Source organism: Chlamydiifrater phoenicopteri (genome assembly GCF_902807005.1).
Classification (GTDB): Bacteria; Chlamydiota; Chlamydiia; order Chlamydiales; family Chlamydiaceae; genus Chlamydiifrater; species Chlamydiifrater phoenicopteri.
This window is the reverse complement of the sequence record NZ_LR777658.1, coordinates 213,106-234,065: the sequence shown is the minus strand read 5'-3', so window position 1 is coordinate 234,065 and position 20,960 is coordinate 213,106. Positions and strand designations below refer to the sequence as shown.

At 40.1% G+C, this 20,960-nt stretch carries 18 protein-coding genes and 1 tRNA gene; 8 read left to right on the top strand and 11 right to left on the bottom strand.

Annotated features, from left to right (window positions below; translation table 11 throughout):
- Positions 1-5 precede the first annotated feature (5 nt).
- The 9 genes from KJA58_RS01030 to rpiA all read right to left on the bottom strand — a co-directional run bounded on the left by KJA58_RS01030 (position 6) and on the right by rpiA (position 9,926).
- On the bottom strand, positions 6-1,478 hold the full coding sequence (locus tag KJA58_RS01030; protein ID WP_213357620.1) for a transglutaminase family protein: 1,473 nt from the start codon (positions 1,476-1,478) through the stop codon (positions 6-8).
- A 158-nt stretch (positions 1,479-1,636) separates the two neighbouring features.
- Positions 1,637-4,243, bottom strand: coding sequence for an ATP-dependent Clp protease ATP-binding subunit (locus KJA58_RS01025; RefSeq protein WP_213357619.1), 2,607 nt, complete (start codon positions 4,241-4,243; stop codon positions 1,637-1,639).
- 59 nt (positions 4,244-4,302) lie between these two features.
- The gene (locus KJA58_RS01020) at positions 4,303-5,115 is read right to left on the bottom strand and encodes an MlaD family protein (RefSeq protein ID WP_213357618.1); all 813 of its coding nucleotides are present in this window, start codon (positions 5,113-5,115) and stop codon (positions 4,303-4,305) included.
- 11 nt (positions 5,116-5,126) lie between these two features.
- Positions 5,127-5,951 carry an ABC transporter ATP-binding protein gene (locus KJA58_RS01015; protein ID WP_213357617.1) on the bottom strand — a complete coding sequence of 275 codons (825 nt, stop codon included), beginning with the start codon at positions 5,949-5,951 and terminating at the stop codon, positions 5,127-5,129.
- Between the two features lie 11 nt (positions 5,952-5,962).
- Positions 5,963-6,754, bottom strand: a complete 792-nt coding sequence (locus tag KJA58_RS01010; protein WP_213357616.1) for an MlaE family ABC transporter permease — start codon at positions 6,752-6,754, stop codon at positions 5,963-5,965.
- Positions 6,755-6,759: 5 nt separating this feature from the next.
- The gene (locus tag KJA58_RS01005; RefSeq protein WP_213357615.1) at positions 6,760-8,070 is read right to left on the bottom strand and encodes a glutamate-1-semialdehyde 2,1-aminomutase; all 1,311 of its coding nucleotides are present in this window, start codon (positions 8,068-8,070) and stop codon (positions 6,760-6,762) included.
- Between the two features lie 100 nt (positions 8,071-8,170).
- Entirely contained in the window at positions 8,171-8,740 is a 570-nt protein-coding gene (locus KJA58_RS01000; RefSeq protein WP_213357614.1) for a YqgE/AlgH family protein, read from the bottom strand.
- A 35-nt stretch (positions 8,741-8,775) separates the two neighbouring features.
- Complete coding sequence (locus KJA58_RS00995; RefSeq protein ID WP_213357613.1) at positions 8,776-9,213, bottom strand: bifunctional nuclease family protein; 438 nt, start codon at positions 9,211-9,213, stop codon at positions 8,776-8,778.
- Positions 9,210-9,926 (bottom strand): ribose-5-phosphate isomerase RpiA, encoded by a 717-nt coding sequence (gene rpiA / locus KJA58_RS00990; RefSeq protein ID WP_213357612.1) that lies wholly within the window; start codon positions 9,924-9,926, stop codon positions 9,210-9,212. Before rpiA ends, KJA58_RS00995 begins: the two co-directional genes overlap by 4 nt.
- Positions 9,927-10,199: 273 nt before the next feature.
- On the opposite strand from rpiA, the gene KJA58_RS00985 reads away from it, so the two are divergent.
- The 6 genes from KJA58_RS00985 to KJA58_RS00960 all read left to right on the top strand — a co-directional run bounded on the left by KJA58_RS00985 (position 10,200) and on the right by KJA58_RS00960 (position 16,109).
- Positions 10,200-10,949: a Nif3-like dinuclear metal center hexameric protein gene (locus KJA58_RS00985; RefSeq protein WP_213357611.1), complete on the top strand. Its 750-nt coding sequence runs from the start codon at positions 10,200-10,202 to the stop codon at positions 10,947-10,949.
- Between the two features lie 23 nt (positions 10,950-10,972).
- Entirely contained in the window at positions 10,973-12,799 is a 1,827-nt protein-coding gene (pepF, locus tag KJA58_RS00980; RefSeq protein ID WP_213357610.1) for an oligoendopeptidase F, read from the top strand.
- A 242-nt stretch (positions 12,800-13,041) separates the two neighbouring features.
- Positions 13,042-13,350 carry a co-chaperone GroES gene (locus KJA58_RS00975; RefSeq protein WP_213357609.1) on the top strand — a complete coding sequence of 103 codons (309 nt, stop codon included), beginning with the start codon at positions 13,042-13,044 and terminating at the stop codon, positions 13,348-13,350.
- A 43-nt stretch (positions 13,351-13,393) separates the two neighbouring features.
- Positions 13,394-15,022: a chaperonin GroEL gene (gene groL / locus KJA58_RS00970; protein ID WP_213357608.1), complete on the top strand. Its 1,629-nt coding sequence runs from the start codon at positions 13,394-13,396 to the stop codon at positions 15,020-15,022.
- 193 nt (positions 15,023-15,215) lie between these two features.
- Positions 15,216-15,947, top strand: a complete 732-nt coding sequence (locus tag KJA58_RS00965) for a hypothetical protein (RefSeq protein ID WP_213357607.1) — start codon at positions 15,216-15,218, stop codon at positions 15,945-15,947.
- A gap of 90 nt (positions 15,948-16,037) precedes the next feature.
- A tRNA-Asn gene (locus KJA58_RS00960) sits at positions 16,038-16,109 on the top strand.
- Between the two features lie 22 nt (positions 16,110-16,131).
- Here the strand turns inward: KJA58_RS00960 and KJA58_RS00955 are convergent.
- Positions 16,132-16,941: a BPL-N domain-containing protein gene (locus KJA58_RS00955; RefSeq protein ID WP_213357606.1), complete on the bottom strand. Its 810-nt coding sequence runs from the start codon at positions 16,939-16,941 to the stop codon at positions 16,132-16,134.
- Between the two features lie 113 nt (positions 16,942-17,054).
- Here KJA58_RS00955 and KJA58_RS00950 point away from each other — a divergent pair, with 113 nt between their 5' ends.
- Positions 17,055-18,095 (top strand): DMT family transporter, encoded by a 1,041-nt coding sequence (locus KJA58_RS00950; protein WP_213357605.1) that lies wholly within the window; start codon positions 17,055-17,057, stop codon positions 18,093-18,095.
- Positions 18,096-18,180: 85 nt separating this feature from the next.
- Positions 18,181-20,376, top strand: a complete 2,196-nt coding sequence (recD2, locus tag KJA58_RS00945; protein ID WP_425513803.1) for an SF1B family DNA helicase RecD2 — start codon at positions 18,181-18,183, stop codon at positions 20,374-20,376.
- Here recD2 and KJA58_RS00940 read toward each other — a convergent pair.
- Positions 20,373-20,876 (bottom strand): hypothetical protein, encoded by a 504-nt coding sequence (locus KJA58_RS00940; RefSeq protein ID WP_213357604.1) that lies wholly within the window; start codon positions 20,874-20,876, stop codon positions 20,373-20,375. The genes recD2 and KJA58_RS00940 overlap by 4 nt on opposite strands.
- Between the last annotated feature and the right edge of the window lie 84 nt (positions 20,877-20,960).

Below are 20,960 nucleotides of genomic sequence, written 5' to 3'. Positions count from 1 at the left end.
AGCCGCTAAGGAGCAACTTTAGATACATGCAATCGGATCGCACGCACAGCGTGTTGCCCTTTTTGGGTTTTTAAAGCCAAATCTTCTGCCCTCGTCAGAGCTATTTTTGCCCTGAGATAATCCATCCTTTCTAAATACAACTGACACAACGAAAGAAGTAACGACAAGTCTTCAGAATCTTTCATATAACAATGCTCTAAAGCTTCCATAGCTTCTTTAGTTCTTCCTAACTGAATGCAAATAGACGCCAACTTTCGATAAGCATCTAAAAAATTTGGATACCTTGAACAAACTGATTGAAGCCGAGTTCTATACCTGGTTAGATCTTCATAGTTATCTTTAGGCTCAGAAAAAACGGTCTCTAAAGCATCCTTATTTATCCTTCCATTCAAGTACTGAGCCGTTATAGAACCTGCTTGTGTTTTATCATCTTTTAACTGCTTTAAAAGCTGCTCTCCCTCAGTTTCGTTCCCAGACAAAATAAGCGCAACAGCTAACAACTCTTTTAGTAAAGAGTCCCCAAGGATAGACGAGGCCTTCCTATAGAAAAATGCTGCCCGAGTATAATCTTTCGCATATAAAAAAAATGAGCCCTGATTCATAAAAGTTAAACCTATCACCTCTCTCAAAGACCTCTGGATCAGATTTTTAACATCTACTCCTTCATAACGCTCTGTTTCATAATGACACCCACCTGCCGTAGTTTCAATATTCAAGTATTCTCCAGAACCTTTCAAGTATCTCAAATATATATGCCCTGGTGGTGTGACAATTTCTAAAGGGATCCTCAATCTCTGAGCTATACACAGATACAAAGAAGAAACGCCTAAACAAACACCAAATTTACCATTCACAACAGACGATAGAAGAGAAAATTTCTCTTCAAACATTTCTCTTTTTGATGGGTAACGTATCCCTATTTCTTCAAACAACAATGTATTTATAGCTGAAATTAAAGAGAGATCTTGCTCCTCTTTACTAAGCGAGCGCTCTCCTTTTCTCAAAACATAGATTGCTCGAGCACGTAAAGATAGAACATCTAAAAATGTTGCATACTGGATAATTTTTTCTTCAACGTTGGGATCCGATCCAAATTCATTAAAAATTAATTCCCTACCCAAATCTAATTCATCTCGTAGAGATTCAGAAAATTGGTGCCGCAACCAACGAACAACTTCTTGATTTCTTTCTTTCTCAATAAAAAAATTATCATCCTTTCTTAGACCGACCTGCGTAACCAAACTAGCCAGAGAAAAGACAAGCTCCTTAGGACATCCCGTTAAATACTGAATCCAATTTGCGCTTTCCTTATCTTGATGAAGAGTTTGATAAACGCAGTGAGCCTCTAAAGAGCTGGGGTTTAAGCTCCAGATTTTCTGCCCTCCATTTAAAGGCAACCAATCAGCTGGAGAAGAATCTACATGCCCTTCTATAGTTTGATAAAAAAAAGTAAAGCAAACCAATAGAACAAAAAACATCCCCCTCTTTTCCATAGGCCCTTTTATTACTCTTACCACCCAACCTCTAGTCTTATCCACTCTTTGATAAAAATTCTTTTGCAATAGCCTTCTTTGAGAGGCTGTTGTAAAGTTCTACTTTCGAAAAGTTTTTATCTCCTGATCTTAAATACTATGTGCTACTCCTCATCCACACATTGCTTAAAAAGAACAATATCACTAGAAACAAACAACTTAATAGTTGTATTAGGCTTGATATCCCCCTTAAGAAAGGCTTTGGAAAGCATCGTCACTACTTTCTGTTGAATTAAACGTTTCAAAGGACGAGCTCCGAAAGAGTAATCATATCCTTGCTCGCTGAGATACAAGATTAAAGAATCATCCCACACTAACTTAACATGTCTTTCAGCCATCCTTTGAGAAACTCTTTTCATTTGAATAGACACTATTTTTACTAAGTCCTCTTTGCTCAAAGGCGTAAAAGGAAGGATTTCATCTATTCTATTGATAAATTCGGGATTGAAGTATTTTCTAAGGATAGGCGAAACTATAGAGAGTATTTTCTCCTTGCTTACTTCATGACCTTTTTTGTTGCAGTAGTCAGCCAATTCTTGAGAACCAATATTGGATGTCATGATGAACAGCGCATTACGACAATTCACTTTTCGCTTCTTGTTATCCGTTAATTCTCCATCATCAAAAACCTGAAGCAATATATTAAACACTTCCTTATCAGCTTTTTCTATCTCATCAAACAGCACCACAGAATAAGGCCTTCGTCTCAAAGCCTCGGATAAACTTCCTCCTTCTTCATATCCTACGTACCCGGGAGCTGCTCCTATAAACTTAGAAACGGAGTGTTTTTCCATATATTCTGACATGTTGAACCTAACCATTGCATCCTCTCTATTGAATAAGAGGTATGCCAACGCTTTTGCTAATTCTGTCTTACCTACACCTGTGGGCCCTAAGAATAGGAATACCCCTAGAGGCCTTTGAGGATCACTTAATCCCACTCGAGCAGCTCGAATAGAATCACTCACAGCAGCAACAGCCATAGGCTGACCAACCACTCTTTCCTCTATAGACTCCTCTAAAACAAGAAGCTTATCAGCTTCTCCTTCTAACATCTTTTGAACAGGAATACCGGTCCAATTAGCAACGACCTGAGCTATTAACCTTTCATCAACTTCTTCCTGAAGAAGCCGGTGATCTCGACAGCTAAGAGCTTTTTCATCTTTACGGATTTCTTCCTCTAATTCTGGTATTAAACTATAGCGCAACTCAGCAACTCGATTATAATCGGCAACGCGCTCTGCCTCTTCTTCAGCGAATTTCATGTTTTCTAAAGAGTTTTTCTTTTCTTTCAACCCTGTAATAAGATTGCGCTCTTCTTCCCAGCGCAATCTAAGCGCCGCTAACTCTTCTTTAACTTTATCGATAGACCTTTGCAAAATATCCGCTTCATCTTGATAGGAGTGCCCCCTTTCTCTTTTCACCGCTTCCTGTTTTATTATTAACGCTGAAAGCTCTCTTTCCTTCTCGTCTATAGGTAAGGGGAGGCTTCCTATTTGCATACGAATTAAGCTTGCTGCCTCATCTATTAAGTCAATGGCTTTATCAGGTAAAAACCTATCTGTGACATACCTGTACGATAGATGCACCGCAGCATTTAGAGCTCCTTCTGTAATGCGCACTCCGTGAAAAATTTCATATTTCTCTCTCAGCCCTCGCAAAATAAATACAGCGTCTTCCAGAGAGGGTTCCGCAACAAACACTGGCTGGAAACGTCGCTCTAAAGCCGCATCTTTTTCTATATATTTCTGGTATTCATTTAAAGTTGTTGCTCCTATACAGTGTAACACTCCTCTAGCTAAAGCAGGTTTTAATAAGTTTGCTGCATCCATAGCTCCTTCTGTAGCACCAGCCCCAACGAGAGTATGTACTTCATCGATAAACAAAATACTCATTCCTTCAGAAGCTTCTACATCTTGTAACACACTTTTTAGTCGTTCTTCAAATTCGCCCCTATATTTTGCTCCAGCTATCAGCCCCCCCATATCTAATACAAACAGATTTTTGTCTTTTAAGCTTTCTGGAACGTCACCTTGAACTATACGCAATGCCAAACCTTCAGCTATAGCTGTCTTTCCTACTCCTGGTTCACCTATCAACATAGGATTATTTTTCGTTCTTCGAGATAGCACCTGTATAGTCCTACGAATTTCTTCATCTCTACCTATAACAGGATCTAATTTTCCTTCTCTGGCTAAAGCTGTGAGGTTTTTACAATATTTTTCCAGTCCTTGCATATTGGACTCTGCCCCGGGAGAATCCATCCGACTTCCTTTTCTGTTTCTTTTAATTAACTCTCTAACCTCGTCTATAGATACTTTGGTTACTTTTTTCCAAGAAGCGAAAGGCTCTTTGGAAGACTTCCAAAAAGCCAATACTAAGTGATCTCCAGAAACGTATTCATCACCCATCTCTTCAGCTTCAAGGTTTGCCTCCAGAAGCACTGACTGCAATCCCTGAGAAAATCTAGGAAGGGCGTCTGATGCATCCCCTTCAAAAACAGGCTCTCTAGACAAGGTCTCGTTAAGAGCTGTTTCTAATAAAGCTATGTTATCACTAATACTTTTCAACGTGAGGTAAAACAATGATTCTTTGTTATCTAAGAGAGCAATGATAAATCGGTTCTCGCTAACAGAAGGTGTGCGCGCTCTCTTAGCACTTTTAATAGATTTTTCTAGCGCCTCTTGTACCGCCTCTGAAAATTTATCCATGAATCCCCACAATCAACCTAAAACTAACTAAACCCCTAAGAAGAAGAGCTCTTTTGATTTTATTCTTTAGCCACTAATTCCTGTTTTTTTAGCTTTCTTTGTTTATCAATACGCTTCCATTCTTTATTATATCGGTAAAAAATCCCATAAGAGCGAATATCACTAGAAATTTCTTCTACATTTTCTAAGAATCCTCTTACATTGTCCATACGTATATTCTCTAGACAATCGACGACTCTCTCTGAACTCTTCTTCATAGAATCTGCTGTAGCAGCAAACTTATCCGCCAACAGTTCCTTATCACTGTCTACTAAGGATTTTTTAATGATTTCCGAAACAGAAATAATGGATCGAGATATATTAGTGATCTCTGTTGAAGCAACATCCACTAAGTCCTGAACAAGTTTAGTAAAATCCCCTATTTGCTTTACTGGGTCTCTGTTAAAGCCAAAAGATAATACCGTGGGGTCTAACAAATTCTCTGGAGTTCTTTCTTTTGTCTTTGGGACTATGTGAACAACCCTTTCCCCTATAATCTTAGGTGAAGTGATAGTAAAGGCGTCTCCTTTATAAATCCTTACGGAATCATCGAGTCTAAGCACCAATTCATAGGCATATAAGTGACCCAAAGAATCTGACAACCCTTTATCTACAATACTGCGTACAGCCAAAACATTGCCTACACGCTTTCCAGCAAATAAAACCTCAGACCCTCTGGAGACACCTCCAACATCTGTGAAAGCTACGCGAAACTCTTGATTCCCAGAAATATTTCTCTTAGAAAAGAAAAAAATTATCGATGAAAAGCCCAAAACTCCCAACAAAACAAACACTCCAAGAGAAAACATTGTTTTCCTTTCCAAAGACTCCATACTAAAATCCACTATAAATAAACATTACTTTGAAAAAATTGACTCAACAAGGGATGCTTGCTGTAGGCATCCGAACTAAAGCTGCTCAAACTTTCTAAACGCCCCTCATGGTGCACTGCAATCCTATCAGCTATGTCTCTGGCCAGACTCATGTCGTGCGTTACTACTATCCCACAAACACCCTTATCTTTACGCAGCCTAACTATTAATTGAGAAATCTCTCGACTTGTAATTGGATCCAAACCAGAAGTAGGCTCATCATAGAGAAGCACCTTAGGAGAATAAACCATAGACCTAGCCAAAGACACTCTCTTTCGCATTCCTCCAGAGAGCTCGGAAGGCATACAATCCTCTATGCCTTCTAACCCCACTTCAAATAAGGCTTGTGATACCTTACTTCTAATAACTTCCTCTTGCTCGTCCTTTTCTCTAGGCAAAGAATCTTTATGAAATCGTAAAGGGAACGCAATATTTTCTCTGACGGAAAGGAAATCAAATAAGGCTCCACCTTGAAAAACTAATCCTACAGAATTCTTTTTCAATCCCCCTCGATCATCCCTCAACTCGGGCGCATAATAAACCCTACCAGAATCAGGCTTTTCTAAACCCACGATATGTCTCAACAGCACACTCTTCCCTGTTCCAGACTTACCCAAAACAACCAAAAGCTCGCCTACATATAGTTCCAGACTAACTCTATCTAACACAGTTTTAGGACTTCCTTGGCTATCCGAGTAACTCTTACTAATTCTATCCACAATGATCAATCTATTATTAAAGATCCCTGGATACTCTAAATCAGACTTGCGATCCCTTATTTTAGTAAAACGAAACATACCTCCAGCCTTCAGAAAACCATGTTAAAAATGATGGTAACCAAACTATTAAGAAATATTAAGGCAATGTAAGAAGAAACAACAGCCGAAGTTGTCACAGCACAAACTTCATTAGCTGCTTTATTCACCTGAAAACCCCTGTAACAGCTTGTAGAAGTAATAACAAAACCAAAGAGCAAAGCCTTAACTAAAATTATGAATAAATCTTCATATCCTATGTTACCAAAGACCATTCCCCAGTATTCAGAACTTCTCATATGAAATCCTGCAACACAGAGAAGCCATCCGGATAGAATCCCTGCCCAAGAAGAAATTATAGACACTATTGGCGTAACAAACATTCCTGCTAAAACCCTTGGCAGGGCAAAATATTCAAAAGGATTTACTCCCATTGTTCTCATAGCACAAGCCTGCTCTGTCATCCGTATCGTTCCTATGAATGCTGCTATAGCTCCCCCAACACGACCCGCTAATATCAACGCCGTAAGAACGGGCCCTACTTCAACAAGCATGCTCTTAACAACAAAAAAACCTATAGCAAACGACAGGCCATGTACCCCCAACTGATAATACGACTGTAAAGACAAAACAATACCAGTAAACCCTCCGGTGAAGAGGGCCACTGGCAATGAAGATACCCCTATTTCATAACACTGACAAAAAAAAGCTTTTATATTATATCTCCTGAAAGAAAAGGTCCTTGCTACAGAAAAAACAAAGTACACCCACCTTCCAATTCCTTCTGGCAAATAGCGAAGAAATGCTAAAATTTTGAAAAGAACGTTCTTTACCCCTTCGCCCATATTCCTCACAAATCAAAAGTCTTAAGAAGCGCCCGACAAAGCTTTTCTGATGACACCTCTAGCACAGACAAATCGTGCGCCCCAGAAACAAAATTTACCTCAAAAGGCGATGGGGAGAGATAAACCCCTGAATCAAAAACTTCTTTGTAGAAACGCACAAATTTATCAATTTCACAAGAACTAGACTCCTCTAAATTCGTTACTGGAGACTCCGAAAAGAAAAAGCCAAACATTGATCCTTCACTGACAAGCTGAACAGGCAAGGAATGTTCTGCAATCAAAGAGCGAGCAGGGCCAATCAAAACTTCTGTTTTAGCCAAAAGCTGGGAATAGAATGAAGGAACCATACACGCCTGCACAGCTGCTCGTCCAGCGATCATTGCTACGGGATTCCCAGACAGTGTGCCTGCCTGAAAAACTTGTCCCTGAGGAGCTAAGTACTCCATAAGCTCTTTCTTAGCAACAACGGCCGCAACAGGGAATCCTCCACCAATAATTTTTCCAAAAATACGAATATCTGGATCCCATTGCAAAACTTCTGCAAAACCACCTATCTTCAAACGATATCCTGTAACAACCTCGTCTGCTATTAACAAACAACCATATTTCTGACAGCTTGCAGCTATCTCCTCCACAAATTCTTTGCTTGGTAAAATTAAACCCATATTAGCCGCTATGGGCTCAATAATGATGGCCGCCACCTGATCCTTAAATAACTCCATACAAGTTCTCAGCCCATCTACATCGTTGTAGTGGACAGACAACAAAGGGAAGTCTCCCCATAAGAAAGATTTTTCTACTCTTCCTTCAACAATATCCTCTATAAAAGAATCTTTCATTAGCACATCTGCATGACCATGGTAGCCTCCAACAAACTTCACCACTATCTGTCGCCGAGTAACACCTCTAGCCAATCTTATAGCTGTCATGGCAGCCTCTGTACCAGAAGAAACAAACCGCATCTGACATCCAGAAAATTCTGAAGAAGAAAGTATTAGCTCTGCAAATTGAATTTCTTGAACAGAAGTCAACCCGTAAGAAGTCCCCGCACTTAATGACTCGGAAACACTAGAAGTTATGCCAGAATACGCATGACCATGAATCAAGGATCCCCATGAACAACAAAAATCTACAAACTCTTGTCCCTCTGAGGAAGTAATCGTATGTCCTTGCGCTTTGGCAATGACCGGAGGAGGAACCCCGACAGCTTTGCAAGCACGGACGGGCGAATTCACTCCTCCCGGGAAAACACTTAAAGCTCGTTCAAAGGAATACTTTTGAGTTTCTTTTTCTAATGGAGGGCAAAGATCAGACATGTTCTCTAGTCACTTTTTAAAGAAAGAAAAGCAAATTTTAAAAGCGAAAAAAGAATAATGCAAGCAATTGGCTAAACGGAGGCTCCTCTAATAAGAAAAATTAATTTAACAACAGGTTCTCTGGCACAGTTGCTAAGGAGGCATACCTGGCCCCCATCTCTCCTAAGAGATCCTGCCATAAAGTTTCTGGATTAGAATTAAAAATTTTTTGTGAAGAGGCTTGGCTAGTGAACCACTGCCCCTCTAAAAATTCCTTTTCTAACTGCCCCCCCTGCCATCCTGAATACCCAAAACAAAGACACAAAGAAGGGCTAGAAGGGTTAGATGCCATCTCCTGTAAAAAGTTGACATCCCCGCCAAGATACACCGAAGGACAAATTTCCAACGTTTGATCAGGCATATATCCACAAGTATGTAGCAACATCATCTGATTTGCTTGAATAGGGCCCCCCATGCAGAAACGCGCATTCTCATTAGTAACATTTTCTAAAGAAAAAATCTCATCGGACAAGTCCAAAGCCAACGTCCTATTTAACATCAATCCGAAAGAACCAGCAACGCTATGCTCACAAAGCAGAATAACACTCCGAGAAAAAACACTCTTATCTATATCTGGAGAAGCTATAAGAAAAACGCCTTTCTTTAAGGGGACATAAGATTTTTTTGACATAAACTCTTCTATTTCTACAACAAGAACCGCTCTATCTACTCTTCATAACAAACGACACTATCAAAAACACTTTGCAAGCAAAACACTGGAGCTTTATTAGCCAATGCTAAAGGAATACTATCGCTAGGCCGAGCATCTACCTCCACGATCCTAGTAAGCTCCCCGACAGCACCAGCCTCAAGAAAAATTCGACTATAAAAAACACTATCTTTGTAATCGTTAATTAGAACGTATAACACTTTAACATCCAGACCAGACAGCACAAAATTTAGCAAATCATGGGAAAGAGGCCTAGAGTGATCTTCGATCCCTTCTACACTAGAGCGAAAACAGAAAGACTCCGCCATAGAAGGATGTCCATATATGGCAAAGTTCTTCTCTCTGTTACCTAAAACAATACCAGCATAATTACGAAAATTTACTAGCTTTTGAAATGTTAGCGGAACAAAGGAATTAGTTTTACCTGTACTCATTCTTTCCCCTTCTTTTGAGAAATCTTTTTTCGTACACTTCCGTCTGAAGAGCCAACCCAAACATCATAATATCCCCCCACAATCAATCCCACTTCAACAACTCCGGGAATAGACAAAATCTTGCTTATATCTTCGCTCGGATCAAAAAATTGTTTTGGATAACTAATATCGAATATAGGATTCCCGTTATCACTGAAAACAATTTCATTATTTTTTTTGCGAAAACAACCTGAATACCCCATCTCATTCAATCTACGAACAGTAGAGTTAGCGCCAAACAGCAAGATTTCTACAGGGACTCCGAATGCACCTAAAACATCAACCTCTTTGGTTTCGTCTATCAAAATAATCGTTCGACGAGAGGAAGACATAACTATTTTTTCTCGGGTCATAGCCCCCCCTCCTCCCTTAATTAATTGACAAAAGGGGTCCACTTCATCTGCTCCATCAACTGTTAAATCCAACAAGGGGTAATCAAAATCTGCCAGCAACCGGATCCCTAGTTGGGTAGCTAAGCGCGCAGAAGAGACAGAGGAAGCCACAGCATCCACTTTAATACCTTCATCGTGAACCCTCTTCGCCAACTCATTAATAAATAATGAAGCAGTCGAACCAGTTCCTAGACCAACAAACATCCCAGAAACTACTTCTTGTGCAGCTTTTTTAGCTAAAATTCTTTTTAGCTCCGACTGTTTATTAGAATCAAGAACCATAAGAAATATTTATTAAAATAAAAAATCCGACGACAGAATAGGAGAAGAAGTAGAGAATCTCAATGAAAAAAGCTTTTCTCTATGCGACAGAATAACCAGCAGCTCCCCAAACCTACACAACCTGAACGTTCTCTAAAACAAAGCTCCGAACCCTAAGAGAGAGAACAAACCCTCTTGAACACAACCTACCTAAAAGGTTTTTTTATTTCAAAAAAACTACAAATATCGTTTAATCGGCGAGTCTCATTTTCTCAAAAGATTTTTATATAACACATGCTAGTTAAAGAACTTCTAGACGTTTTAGATTCCCTTCTTTCCCCCCACCTATTCAAAGATTGTTGCCCCAACGGACTGCAAGTAGGTAAAGAAGATTCTCATGTAGGGCGGGTGGCTACAGCCGTAACCGCCGATTTGAAAACCATACAACTCGCTGCAGAAAAAGACGTCCAAACACTTATTGTTCATCATGGAATTTTTTGGCCCGGATTAAAAACCCTTACTGGACATCTATTTGCAAGAACTCAGGCATTAATATCTCAGAATATTAACTTATTAGCCTACCACCTGCCTCTAGATGCTCACCCTACTTTAGGAAATAATGCTGGAGCTGCTAGAACCTTGGGATGGGAACAAATAAAGCCTTTCGGCCCTCCAGCCTTAAACGTCGGATACTCTGGACGCTTCCCCCCAGTTTCTGTAGAAGAGTTCCAACAAACACTTTCCTCTTATTACGGCGCTCCCTTAGCCTACGTCCACGCAGGCAAGCCTATAGTTTCCTCCGCAGCACTCATATCAGGAAGTGCTTACAAAGAAATTTCCTTAGCAGCAAAAGAAGGCTTCGATTGCTTTATCACAGGAACCTTCGATGAACCCGCCTGGTCCTTGGCGCACGAAGAACATATTAACTTTTTCGCTTTTGGACACACAAACACTGAACGAGTAGGAGTTAAGATGCTGGCAACATACCTTCAAGAAGAATTATCTTTGCCAACAGAGTTTCTCAACACAGACAATCCGTTTTAACCCGCCTAGACAAGGAAAAATCTATGACAGCAGCGACAGAACCACAAAATAAGACTGAAAAACCTTTATTAAGGTCCTCCGTAGAAGAAAAAGACACCTGGGATATCTCCAAAATGTTCCCCACCACTGAAGCTTGGAAAGAAGCCTTCTTAGCTTTGTCTCTGGACCAAGATTCTGTCATTGCTCCTCAAAAATATACTCTATCAGACCCTGACTCTGTTCAATCGTTGCTAGAAAACCTTTTTGCGAGACAAAGAACAGTAGAAAAACTATATGTTTACGCTCACCTCGCACACGACCAAGATATTACCCACCAAGAATCTAGCGAAAATTATAAGTCTGTAACGCTGTTTTATACTCGCTTCTGTGAAGAAATTTCTTGGATACGCCCCTCTCTAGTAAACCTTAGTCCAGAAATCATTGAAAAATTACGCTCAGCCCCCCAATTGTCCGCGTATAAATTCTATTTGGAAAACATTTTTCGAGCAGCAGAACATACCGGCACAGAACGAGAAGAGGCTATCATAGCGGCCTCAGCATCTGCTTTAGACGCTACGATGAAAACCTTCTCCTCTCTGAACGATTCGGAAATTCCTTTTGGCCAAGCAACGGACTCTAAGGGAGAAACCCATCCTATATCTCATGCACTAGCTTCCTTATATATGCAATCTACTGATAGAGAGCTAAGGAGATCTACTTACGTATCCCAAAGGGAACGCTATTTAAATTATAAACACACTTTCTCTAATTTATTGTTTGGACGCGTTAATGCTCACTGGTTCTTAGCAAAAGCCTCTAAATTTTCTTCTTGCATAGAATCAGCTCTTTTCACAAACAACATTCCCGTCGATGTCTATACAAATCTACTGCAAACAGTGAAATCTAATACTGAGATCACCAGTAGGTATTACAAAATCAAAAAGAAAGCTCTGTGTCTTGAAACTTTCTTTGCTTACGATATCTATGCCCCCATTTCTGAATCTGTGCAAACAAAATACGACTACGAAGAAGCCGTATCACTGACACTAGAAGCTTTAGCCCCTTTAGGTGAGGATTATTTAGATAAATTGCATCACGGACTCACAACAAATCGCTGGGTAGATAAATACGAAAATCTTAACAAAAGGTCTGGAGCATATTCCTCTGGATGCTACGACAGTATGCCCTACATCCTATTAAACTATACGGGAACCGTCTACGACGTCTCCGTCCTTGCTCACGAAGCTGGGCACAGCATGCATACTTTATACAGCGTACTCAATCAGCCCTACCAAAATGCCCAATATCCAATATTTCTAGCAGAAATAGCCTCCACCTTAAACGAGATGCTGCTAATGCAGCACCTAATCAAAAAGGCTAAAAGCAAAGAAGAAAAGATCTCTCTAATAACGAGAACACTAGACACTATCTTTGCTACTTTAGTCCGACAAACTATGTTTGCTGACTTTGAATATCAAATACACTCTTCTGTAGAAAAAGGTATGCCTTTGACCGCAGATTTTCTAAACTCAATCTATGAAAACCTTCTCAAAGAGTACTACGGAGACGGAGTTTGTTGGCCTGAAGATGCTGCCATTGAATGGGCTCGAATTCCCCACTTTTACTATAACTTCTACGTATATCAGTACGCTACAGGCATTATAGCCTCTCTTTCCTTTGCTGAGAGAATCCTATCCAATGAGGCAGGTGCTTTAAATGACTATCTGACATTTTTGAAAAGCGGGGGATCTGATTTCCCACTAAACATTTTGAAAAATGCTGGTTTGGACATGTCTAGCCCGGAACCATCAAGAAAAGCTTTCTCGTTTATTTCAAAACTATTGGATGAATTAGAACATCTCTTAGCATAAAACTTCTGAAAGAGTCGGTTTTGAAGCCGACTCTTTTTATTCTAGGAAGAGCTTTTTAAGGTCGTTGCTTCAAAGTTTTTCCGTTAAGAAAATCTGGTCTCCCCTCGGATTAAAAAAATTTTTTATCTTTTAGCAATTGTCAAGTTTTAGTGCTAATATTGTTGCTTAAAAAACTCTACTTTTGCTATCGTGACTCCCTAAAAAAGAAGGACAAAAACACTGTTTACGAAGGAGAGGTACGTATGTCCGATCAATTGACAACCCTCAAATTAAAGCCTCTTGGAGATAGAGTTTTAGTAAAACGAGAAGAAGAAGAGGATGCTGTTAGAGGAGGTATTATACTCCCCGACACAGCAAAGAAAAAACAAGATAAAGCTGTCGTAGTAGCTTTAGGAACAGGTAAGCGTAACGATAACGGAGAAACTATTCCTTTTGAAGTTCAAGTCGGCGATACAGTCCTCATGGACAAATACGCAGGACAAGAAGTTTCCGTTGATGGGGAAGAATTCGTTATTTTGCAAGCCAGCGAAATTATGGCCGTAATCAATTAATTCAAAAAAATTAGATAAGATTATCTTTTAAGGAGCATGTGCGATGGCAGCAAAAAATATTAAATATAATGAAGAAGCCAGATCAAAAATGTTAAAAGGGGTTAAAACCCTCGCTGATGCCGTTAAAGTTACTATGGGACCAAAAGGAAGACACGTCGTTATCGATAAATCTTTCGGCTCCCCTCAAGTTACTAAAGACGGTGTCACTGTAGCTAAAGAAATTGAGCTAGAAGACAAACACGAAAATATGGGCGCACAAATGGTTAAGGAAGTCGCCAGTAAAACTGCAGACAACGCAGGCGACGGAACAACCACTGCAACAGTTTTAGCTGAAGCCATCTACTCCGAAGGCCTCAGAAATGTAACTGCAGGCGCCAATCCAATGGATATCAAAAGAGGCATAGAAAAAGCTGTCAAAACAGTAGTGGCAGAACTGAAATCTATCAGCCGACCCGTGCAAAATCATACAGAAATAGCTCAGGTAGCAACCATTTCAGCTAACAATGATCCAGAAGTTGGAAAAATGATCGCTGAAGCTATGGAAAAAGTTGGAAAAAATGGCTCTATCACCGTTGAAGAAGCAAAAGGCTTTGAAACAGTCTTAGACGTCGTTGAAGGTATGAGCTTCAACAGAGGATACCTATCCAGCTATTTTGTAACAAATCCAGAAACTCAAGAATGTATCTTGGAAGATGCCTTCATCCTCCTTTATGAAAAGAAAATTTCAGGAATTAAAGAGTTCTTACCAGTACTTCAAGCTGTAGCAGAAAGCGGCAGACCCCTTCTCATCATAGCAGAAGATATTGAAGGCGAAGCTTTAGCTACATTGGTTGTTAACAGATTACGAGCAGGATTCAAAGTATGTGCTGTTAAAGCTCCTGGATTCGGAGATAGAAGAAAAGCTATGTTGGAAGATATAGCTATATTGACCGGCGGTCAAGTCGTCAGTGAAGAGCTTGGAATGAAATTGGAAAATACTACTATCCAAACTCTAGGTAAGGCTAAGAAAGTCATTATCAAGAAAGAAGACACCACCATCGTTGAAGGATTAGGATCCAAAGATGATCTTAACGCCAGATGCGAGACCATCAAGAAACAAATCGAAGACAGCACTTCTGACTACGACAAAGAAAAATTGCAAGAACGTTTGGCTAAACTTGCCGGAGGTGTTGCTGTTATCAGAGTCGGCGCCGCTACAGAAATTGAAATGAAAGAGAAAAAAGATAGAGTCGAAGATGCTCAACAAGCTACTGTAGCTGCCGTTGAAGAAGGCGTCTTGCCCGGAGGCGGAACAGCTTTATTACGCTGCTACCCCGCTTTAGAGAAATTCATTCAAACAATAGGCAACGAAGATGAGAAAATTGGTGCTTCTATTGTGCTGAAATGCTTGTCTGCTCCCCTAAAACAAATCTCTGCTAACGCAGGAAAAGAAGGAGCCGTAATATGCCAACATGTTCTTTCTCTATCAATGAACGAAGGCTATGATGCTCTCAATGATCAATACGTAGATATGTTCCAAGCAGGTATCTTGGACCCAACAAAGGTAACTCGATCCGCTTTAGAAAGCGCAGCATCTATTGCTGGAATGTTACTGACTACGGAGGCTTTGATAGCAAACCTTCCTGAAGAAAAATCTGCGGCTCCAGCAATGCCCGCAGGGATGGATTACTAATCAATAGTACCATTCTTTCAAAAGAAAGGCTCCTAGCCCCTTACAGGGCGGGAGCTTTTTTTATTTCCTATTTTCTTTACTTAATCTATCTTAGAGAAAAGTTTCTCGTTTCATTACTATGTTTAGATTTTTAAAAAATCTTTTCTTTATTTTCTTATGCATTTTCTCCTACTTCTGGATGAAGAAAGAAAAGATGGTAGAGCAGTGGCTATCTTCCAATCTAAAAACAACAGTCACCGTCGGTAGAGTCTCTTTAGGGTTGTCTACTTTTAAAATTCGTAACCTTCGCATCCACAATTCTGTCTCCGACGAAAAGTTTCCATACATGTTGGAAAGCGAGCAAATCTTTATGAAATTCTCTTTACCAACAATGCTTCTATCAAAAAAGATTGAAATATCTGAAATCATCGTTAAAGGCTCAACCCTCTCTTTATTCTCTTACTCACAAGACGTAAGGGCAAATAACCTCTCCCTATTCTTAGTCAATTTGGATGGAGGACATTCTCAAAATAAAAAATCTTCTACCTTTAACCCCGAATATAACACCAGTCTGATCTCTCAGAGACAGCCTCCTGTATTTATCAAGCGATGCCTTTTTTTTAATACGCGATGCTACTCTACTATAAACTCTAATAAGGAGCTCTCTATAAACGCTGTTCCTTCCATGGAATTTCACGGGAAAACAGACTCCGTTCCAACACCCCAACAAGCAATAAAGTCTCTTCTATGCTTATCTATAGAGGAGTGTTGCCTTCATCTAGGAGTCAAGTTGACTCCCTCTCAAACCCTGCTCAATCAATCTTTGGCCTTTTTTGGTTCTAATCTGCCCTTACTGGAAACTGTAGCCAATCGCAAAGACTCTCAATCTCTGTTCCCTTCTTCTAAAGACCTCCCGAACCTTCTCAGAGATTTACTCTCGCGATAACTCATTAAAGCAAAAATTTTTGGATCAAAAAAAATACGAGCTATAGGGTTTACTTTTTTTTTGTATTTTCATACAATCCCACCCTTCTGTTCCGGAGTAGCTCAGCGGTAGAGCAGTGGACTGTTAATCCATTGGTCGTTGGTTCGAACCCATCCTCCGGAGATTCCTTTAAGCCAGCCTTTCCTTAGAAAGCTGCTAGCATCTCTCTATGTAAAAGCCTTGCGAACATGTTTTTACTAAAAGCTCTTAGCGCCTCTAGATTCCCGCTAACCTCTAACTGCTCCTTAGCCTTACAGACAAGGGGGTCCTGAATCCCGCAAAAAGTCGTCTGGTATTCTAGATGAACACCGGAAAGCACAACCAAGCCCTCCTCTATTCGACTAGAAATGATGGCCGCAGGCCTACCCTCTACGTCGGAATAACGCCCTTCCACAAGAATACCGGGAAACATCTCAGCTCCAGCAAAATAGCACCCTCCATGATATAGAGATGAAAAGGTGGCTTTAAAAATCCCACCATCTACTAACGGAGAGCATACCTCCAAAGGAGAAGGCCTTACTCCCTGAAAATTTCGGTAGGAAAAACCTCCTCCGTAAATAGGACCTACAGCCGTCCCTGGAAAAAATTTTAAATCTCGCTCCTCTTCAATAATGTTCTTTTCTGGGTCTGTTTCTTCAAAATATACTCGAGCTGATGCAAAATATGCCCCGGCACAAATACCCAAGAAACTCCCACCTTCCCTAACAAAGTGCGCTATTCTCGATGTTCCGCGACCAGACAATCCCTTGTGATAGGGACGATCTGCTCCCCCAGGAACGACCAGAAGAATCGTCTCTTTTTCCCAAAAAGGATGTGTATTCAAATACGCCTCATCCACCCTAATAATCGGTATACCTCTAAACGAAGCCGGGAGACAGCACTTTATGTACCTAACTACGTGCCTAAGAAAATAGGCTGATACTCCCTCTCCCGAATAAACAAGAATATTTTTCATGCAAATCTATACAAAGTCGTCTATAACACAGTTTTCTACTCTTCTAAACAGACTCTATGATAGAATGTCTTGTATCTCTTTAGAAGAAAAACATTACTATTTGTGGGAGAGACATGATCGCGGATTCAGATAATGCTCTAGGGAAAGCTACTTCTCTTAAAGGGTGTTTTTACGCTATAAGCGCTTGCTTTTATTGGGGTATAGTCTTTGTTATCCCCGCGTTTCTTAGTCACTTCCATGATACAGAAATCGTTCTATTCAGATACTCTATCTACGGACTTTTTTCCCTGGCAACATCCGTCATTTATTCTAGAAAAATTTTTTATGCCTTCCCTAAAAAAATTTGGATCAAAGCCTTTATCTGGTCCACAATCATTAACCCCATTTATTACTTGGGCATAGTCGCTGCTATACGCCTAGCAGGGTCCGCTATCACAGTAATCATCGCCGGCCTGACTCCTGTCGGAGTCCTCGTTTGTGCCAATATTCGAAAGAGAGAACTACCCATTAGTCTTTTGTTTGGAATAGTTATTATCACAACCGCCGGAGTCGTCCTCTCCAATGTTTCTGAATTTCACGGCGAAGCCGTAGAAGGCGTGCTACAAAAAATTATCGGAATAGCTTGCGTTTTAGCATCTACGGCCATATGGGTAGCATATGTAATTTCTAACGAAAAATTAGTTAAGTGCCATAAAGATATGACCCCTGAAATTTGGGGAAGAATGTTCGGAATCTGCGCATTGGTAGTCTGTATCCCTCTCCTGATCTTTTGCAATTATCTAGGTCTCACAGACACGCTAAACTCTTTCTCCTCAGCAAGCACCAAAGATGTTTACTTATTCCTAGCTCTTACAACAATTTTAGGCATTTTTTCTTCAGGACAAGCCATCAATCTCTGGAATAAGGCTTCTCTATCCCTTCCTTCTTCTGTCCTAGGATCCATGCTCGTCTTGGAACCTCTTTTCGGTCTTGTCCTCTCCTTTCTTCTGGTATCTAAAACTACCCCCTCTCTAATAGAAACTACTGGTATACTTCTTATGCTGACGGGAAGTTTAGCTGGGACTTTACTTTCAGAACACGGCAGTGCTGCACATTCTGAATCTTCTATAGAAACTCTTGAAAATAATGAGTTCTCTGAAGAATTAGTAGATTAAAAAATCATTAACCTTTACCGTATCCCAGCATGAGCTGTGAGGTCTTTTTGCGTTCCCGCGTCTCCACAAACAACTGATCTGGCGTATGGAGAAGATTTTTGGTTCTCTTAAACAGTTTCTTTGCTCTGAAGAAGCCCCTACAGGCCACCCTCCTGCGGCACTTTTCTTCACCCCTTATCAAACACTCCCCGTTACTGTCGTCGGATCTGTGTTGACGCCTCATCTGTTAGGAAAACAGTTAGTCCTTTCTGGGGAATGGAAAGTTTCTGAAGATAATCAAGTGAGATTCTATGTACAAGCTATAGAGGAATCCTCTTCTTCCGAAGCTAAAGGGGTGTTCAACTACCTCACCTCTAGGCTTATAAAAGGCATCGGCCCTAAGATCGCTGAGAAAATCGTAGAAAAATTTCAAGAGCAGTCTGCAATTATCTTAGATGAAAACCCAGAAAAACTTCTTCTAATTCCAGGCATAAGCTCATCTAAATACTCTGTTATCCTCCAGCAACTTAATGAACAAAAATCTCTTAGAGCCACTCTTCTGTTTCTTCAACGCTACGACATCCCCATCCACTACGGCCGCAAAATCTATAACAAGTACAAAGAAGCTTCTATAGAAAAAATTCGTCATGACCCCTTCATTCTAGCAAGAGAAATTAACGGTATAGGTTTTAAAACAGCTGATCTTGTAGCAACAAAATTGGGGTACCCTCCAACCTCAGATAAACGTATTTCTTCTGGAATCTTACATGCTTTAGAAGAAATTCAAGAAGAAGGTCATACTTGCACGCCTTCTGAAATCTTAGTAGAGAAGGCCCTGTCTTTACTCAATGGGAACTTTCCTGAAACAATAGTTTCTCCAGAAATGATCGTAAACAATATAACCCTTCTGGAGGAGCAAAAAAAACTCTTCATACAAAAGGAAGGTGAAACGGAAACTATTTGGTCTAAGTATTTGTACCAATCAGAGCAAATGATAGCTCAAGATATCCGTAGAATTCTTTCATCACCCAAAACCTTAAGGGAGATCAACTCTCTAAAAGCTTTGGAATGGGTTGAAGATAAGCTGAATCTAAAGTTAGCTGATAAGCAACGTGAAGCTGTTTCTCTCTCTTTTAAAGAAAAATTACATATTATCACTGGAGGACCGGGAACAGGAAAAAGCACCATAACTAAAGCTATTCTTCAAATTTTCGAAAGAATCACCAACAAAATTATCCTAGCTGCCCCAACAGGAAAAGCTGCTAAACGCATGGCAGAAATAACAGGGAAACACTCTGTTACTATTCACAGTTTGCTTCAATACGACTTTCAAACAAAATCTTTTAAAAAAAATAGAAACAACCCCGTAGACTGTGATCTCATAATAGTTGATGAATCAGGAATGATAGATACTATTCTTATGTGCCAATTCCTCAAAGCTCTACCCGATCATGTCATCCTAATTTTGATTGGAGATGTTCACCAACTCCCTAGTATAGGCCCTGGCAATGTTTTGAAAGACCTAATAGATTCTTCCCTCATACAAGTAACTGAGCTCAATGAAATTTTCAGACAACTACAAAACTCTGGTATAGTAATTAATGCTCATAGAATAAATGAAGGGAAATTACCCGAACTTTACGCTAAGGACTGCAAAAAAGACTTTCTCTTTTACTACAAAAAGGACCCCCAAGAAATAGCTGATTTTATCGTCGATCTAATAACAAAAACTATTCCTGAAAAATACCATATATACCCTAAAGATATCCAAGTCTTATCCCCTATGAAAAAAGGCGTCCTTGGAATACTTAATCTCAATAAAGCTATCAAACAAGCTCTAAATCCGAGTAAGCCATCGATTTCTAAAAAATTCGAAAACTATTCCGTGGGAGATAAGGTAATGCAAACAAGAAATAACTACCTTAAAGAAGTCTTTAACGGAGATATCGGCTACGTTTCTCTTATAGATTTTCACAATAAAGAAATGACTGTAAATTACGACAGCCGCTCCGTCTCTTACTCTTACTCTGACTTAGACGAGCTCACCCTAGCTTACGCTGTATCTGTACACAAGTACCAAGGAAGCGAAAGCCCTTGCATCGTGGTTCCTATCCACACTTCTCACTTTGTCATGCTTTACCGAAATCTGCTCTATACAGCTATTACAAGAGGAAAGAAACTTGTGGTGCTAACAGGAACCCCAAAAGCCATAGCCATAGCCGTCTCCACAAACAAAGGAAACCAGCGCTGCACAGGATTAGGACGAATTTTAGAAACTATCCATTCAAAAGCCTCTCTCTAGTTCTTATCGGGAACTTCTTGAAAAGTCGGATCTTCTTCTGCCATCTTATCACTTATTGACCGATTCAGATCATTCTTTGCAAAAAGAGGAGCGACGTATTCTACGATCATCTTAATGATAGCAGGGAGAGCTCCTGCTTCAAAGCCTTGAAGAACAGGCCTTACACAGCTTATTACAGCATCTAAAAAACCTGGCCCTTCGCTCGGCTCTCTAGAAGAAGTCGGCTTTTTCTTCAGAATCATTTTAATAAGAAAATACGCGCAGAGGACAACCAAAACTAGATTCAATATGAAACACAGAAAACTAGGAATGGTCAACACTACCGAGGCTGAGTTAGCCACTAAGAAGGCTAGATTCATTGTCAGCAAGGCAGTAATGAGAAGAGTCTTTCGGCCACTTTTCTCTAACTTCTCCACCCTATCTAATAAAGCTTGCTCAGCAGCATTCAAAGAAGTAGCCACTCCCTCTGGAAGAGTTGTCACACCCTGGACCGAAGACATAAAAACCTCCAAAAGAGCCATTGAAAGTTTTACTATACCAACAGGAACAGACCACACTTTTAGAAAGAAAAGACCCCTAAAGAA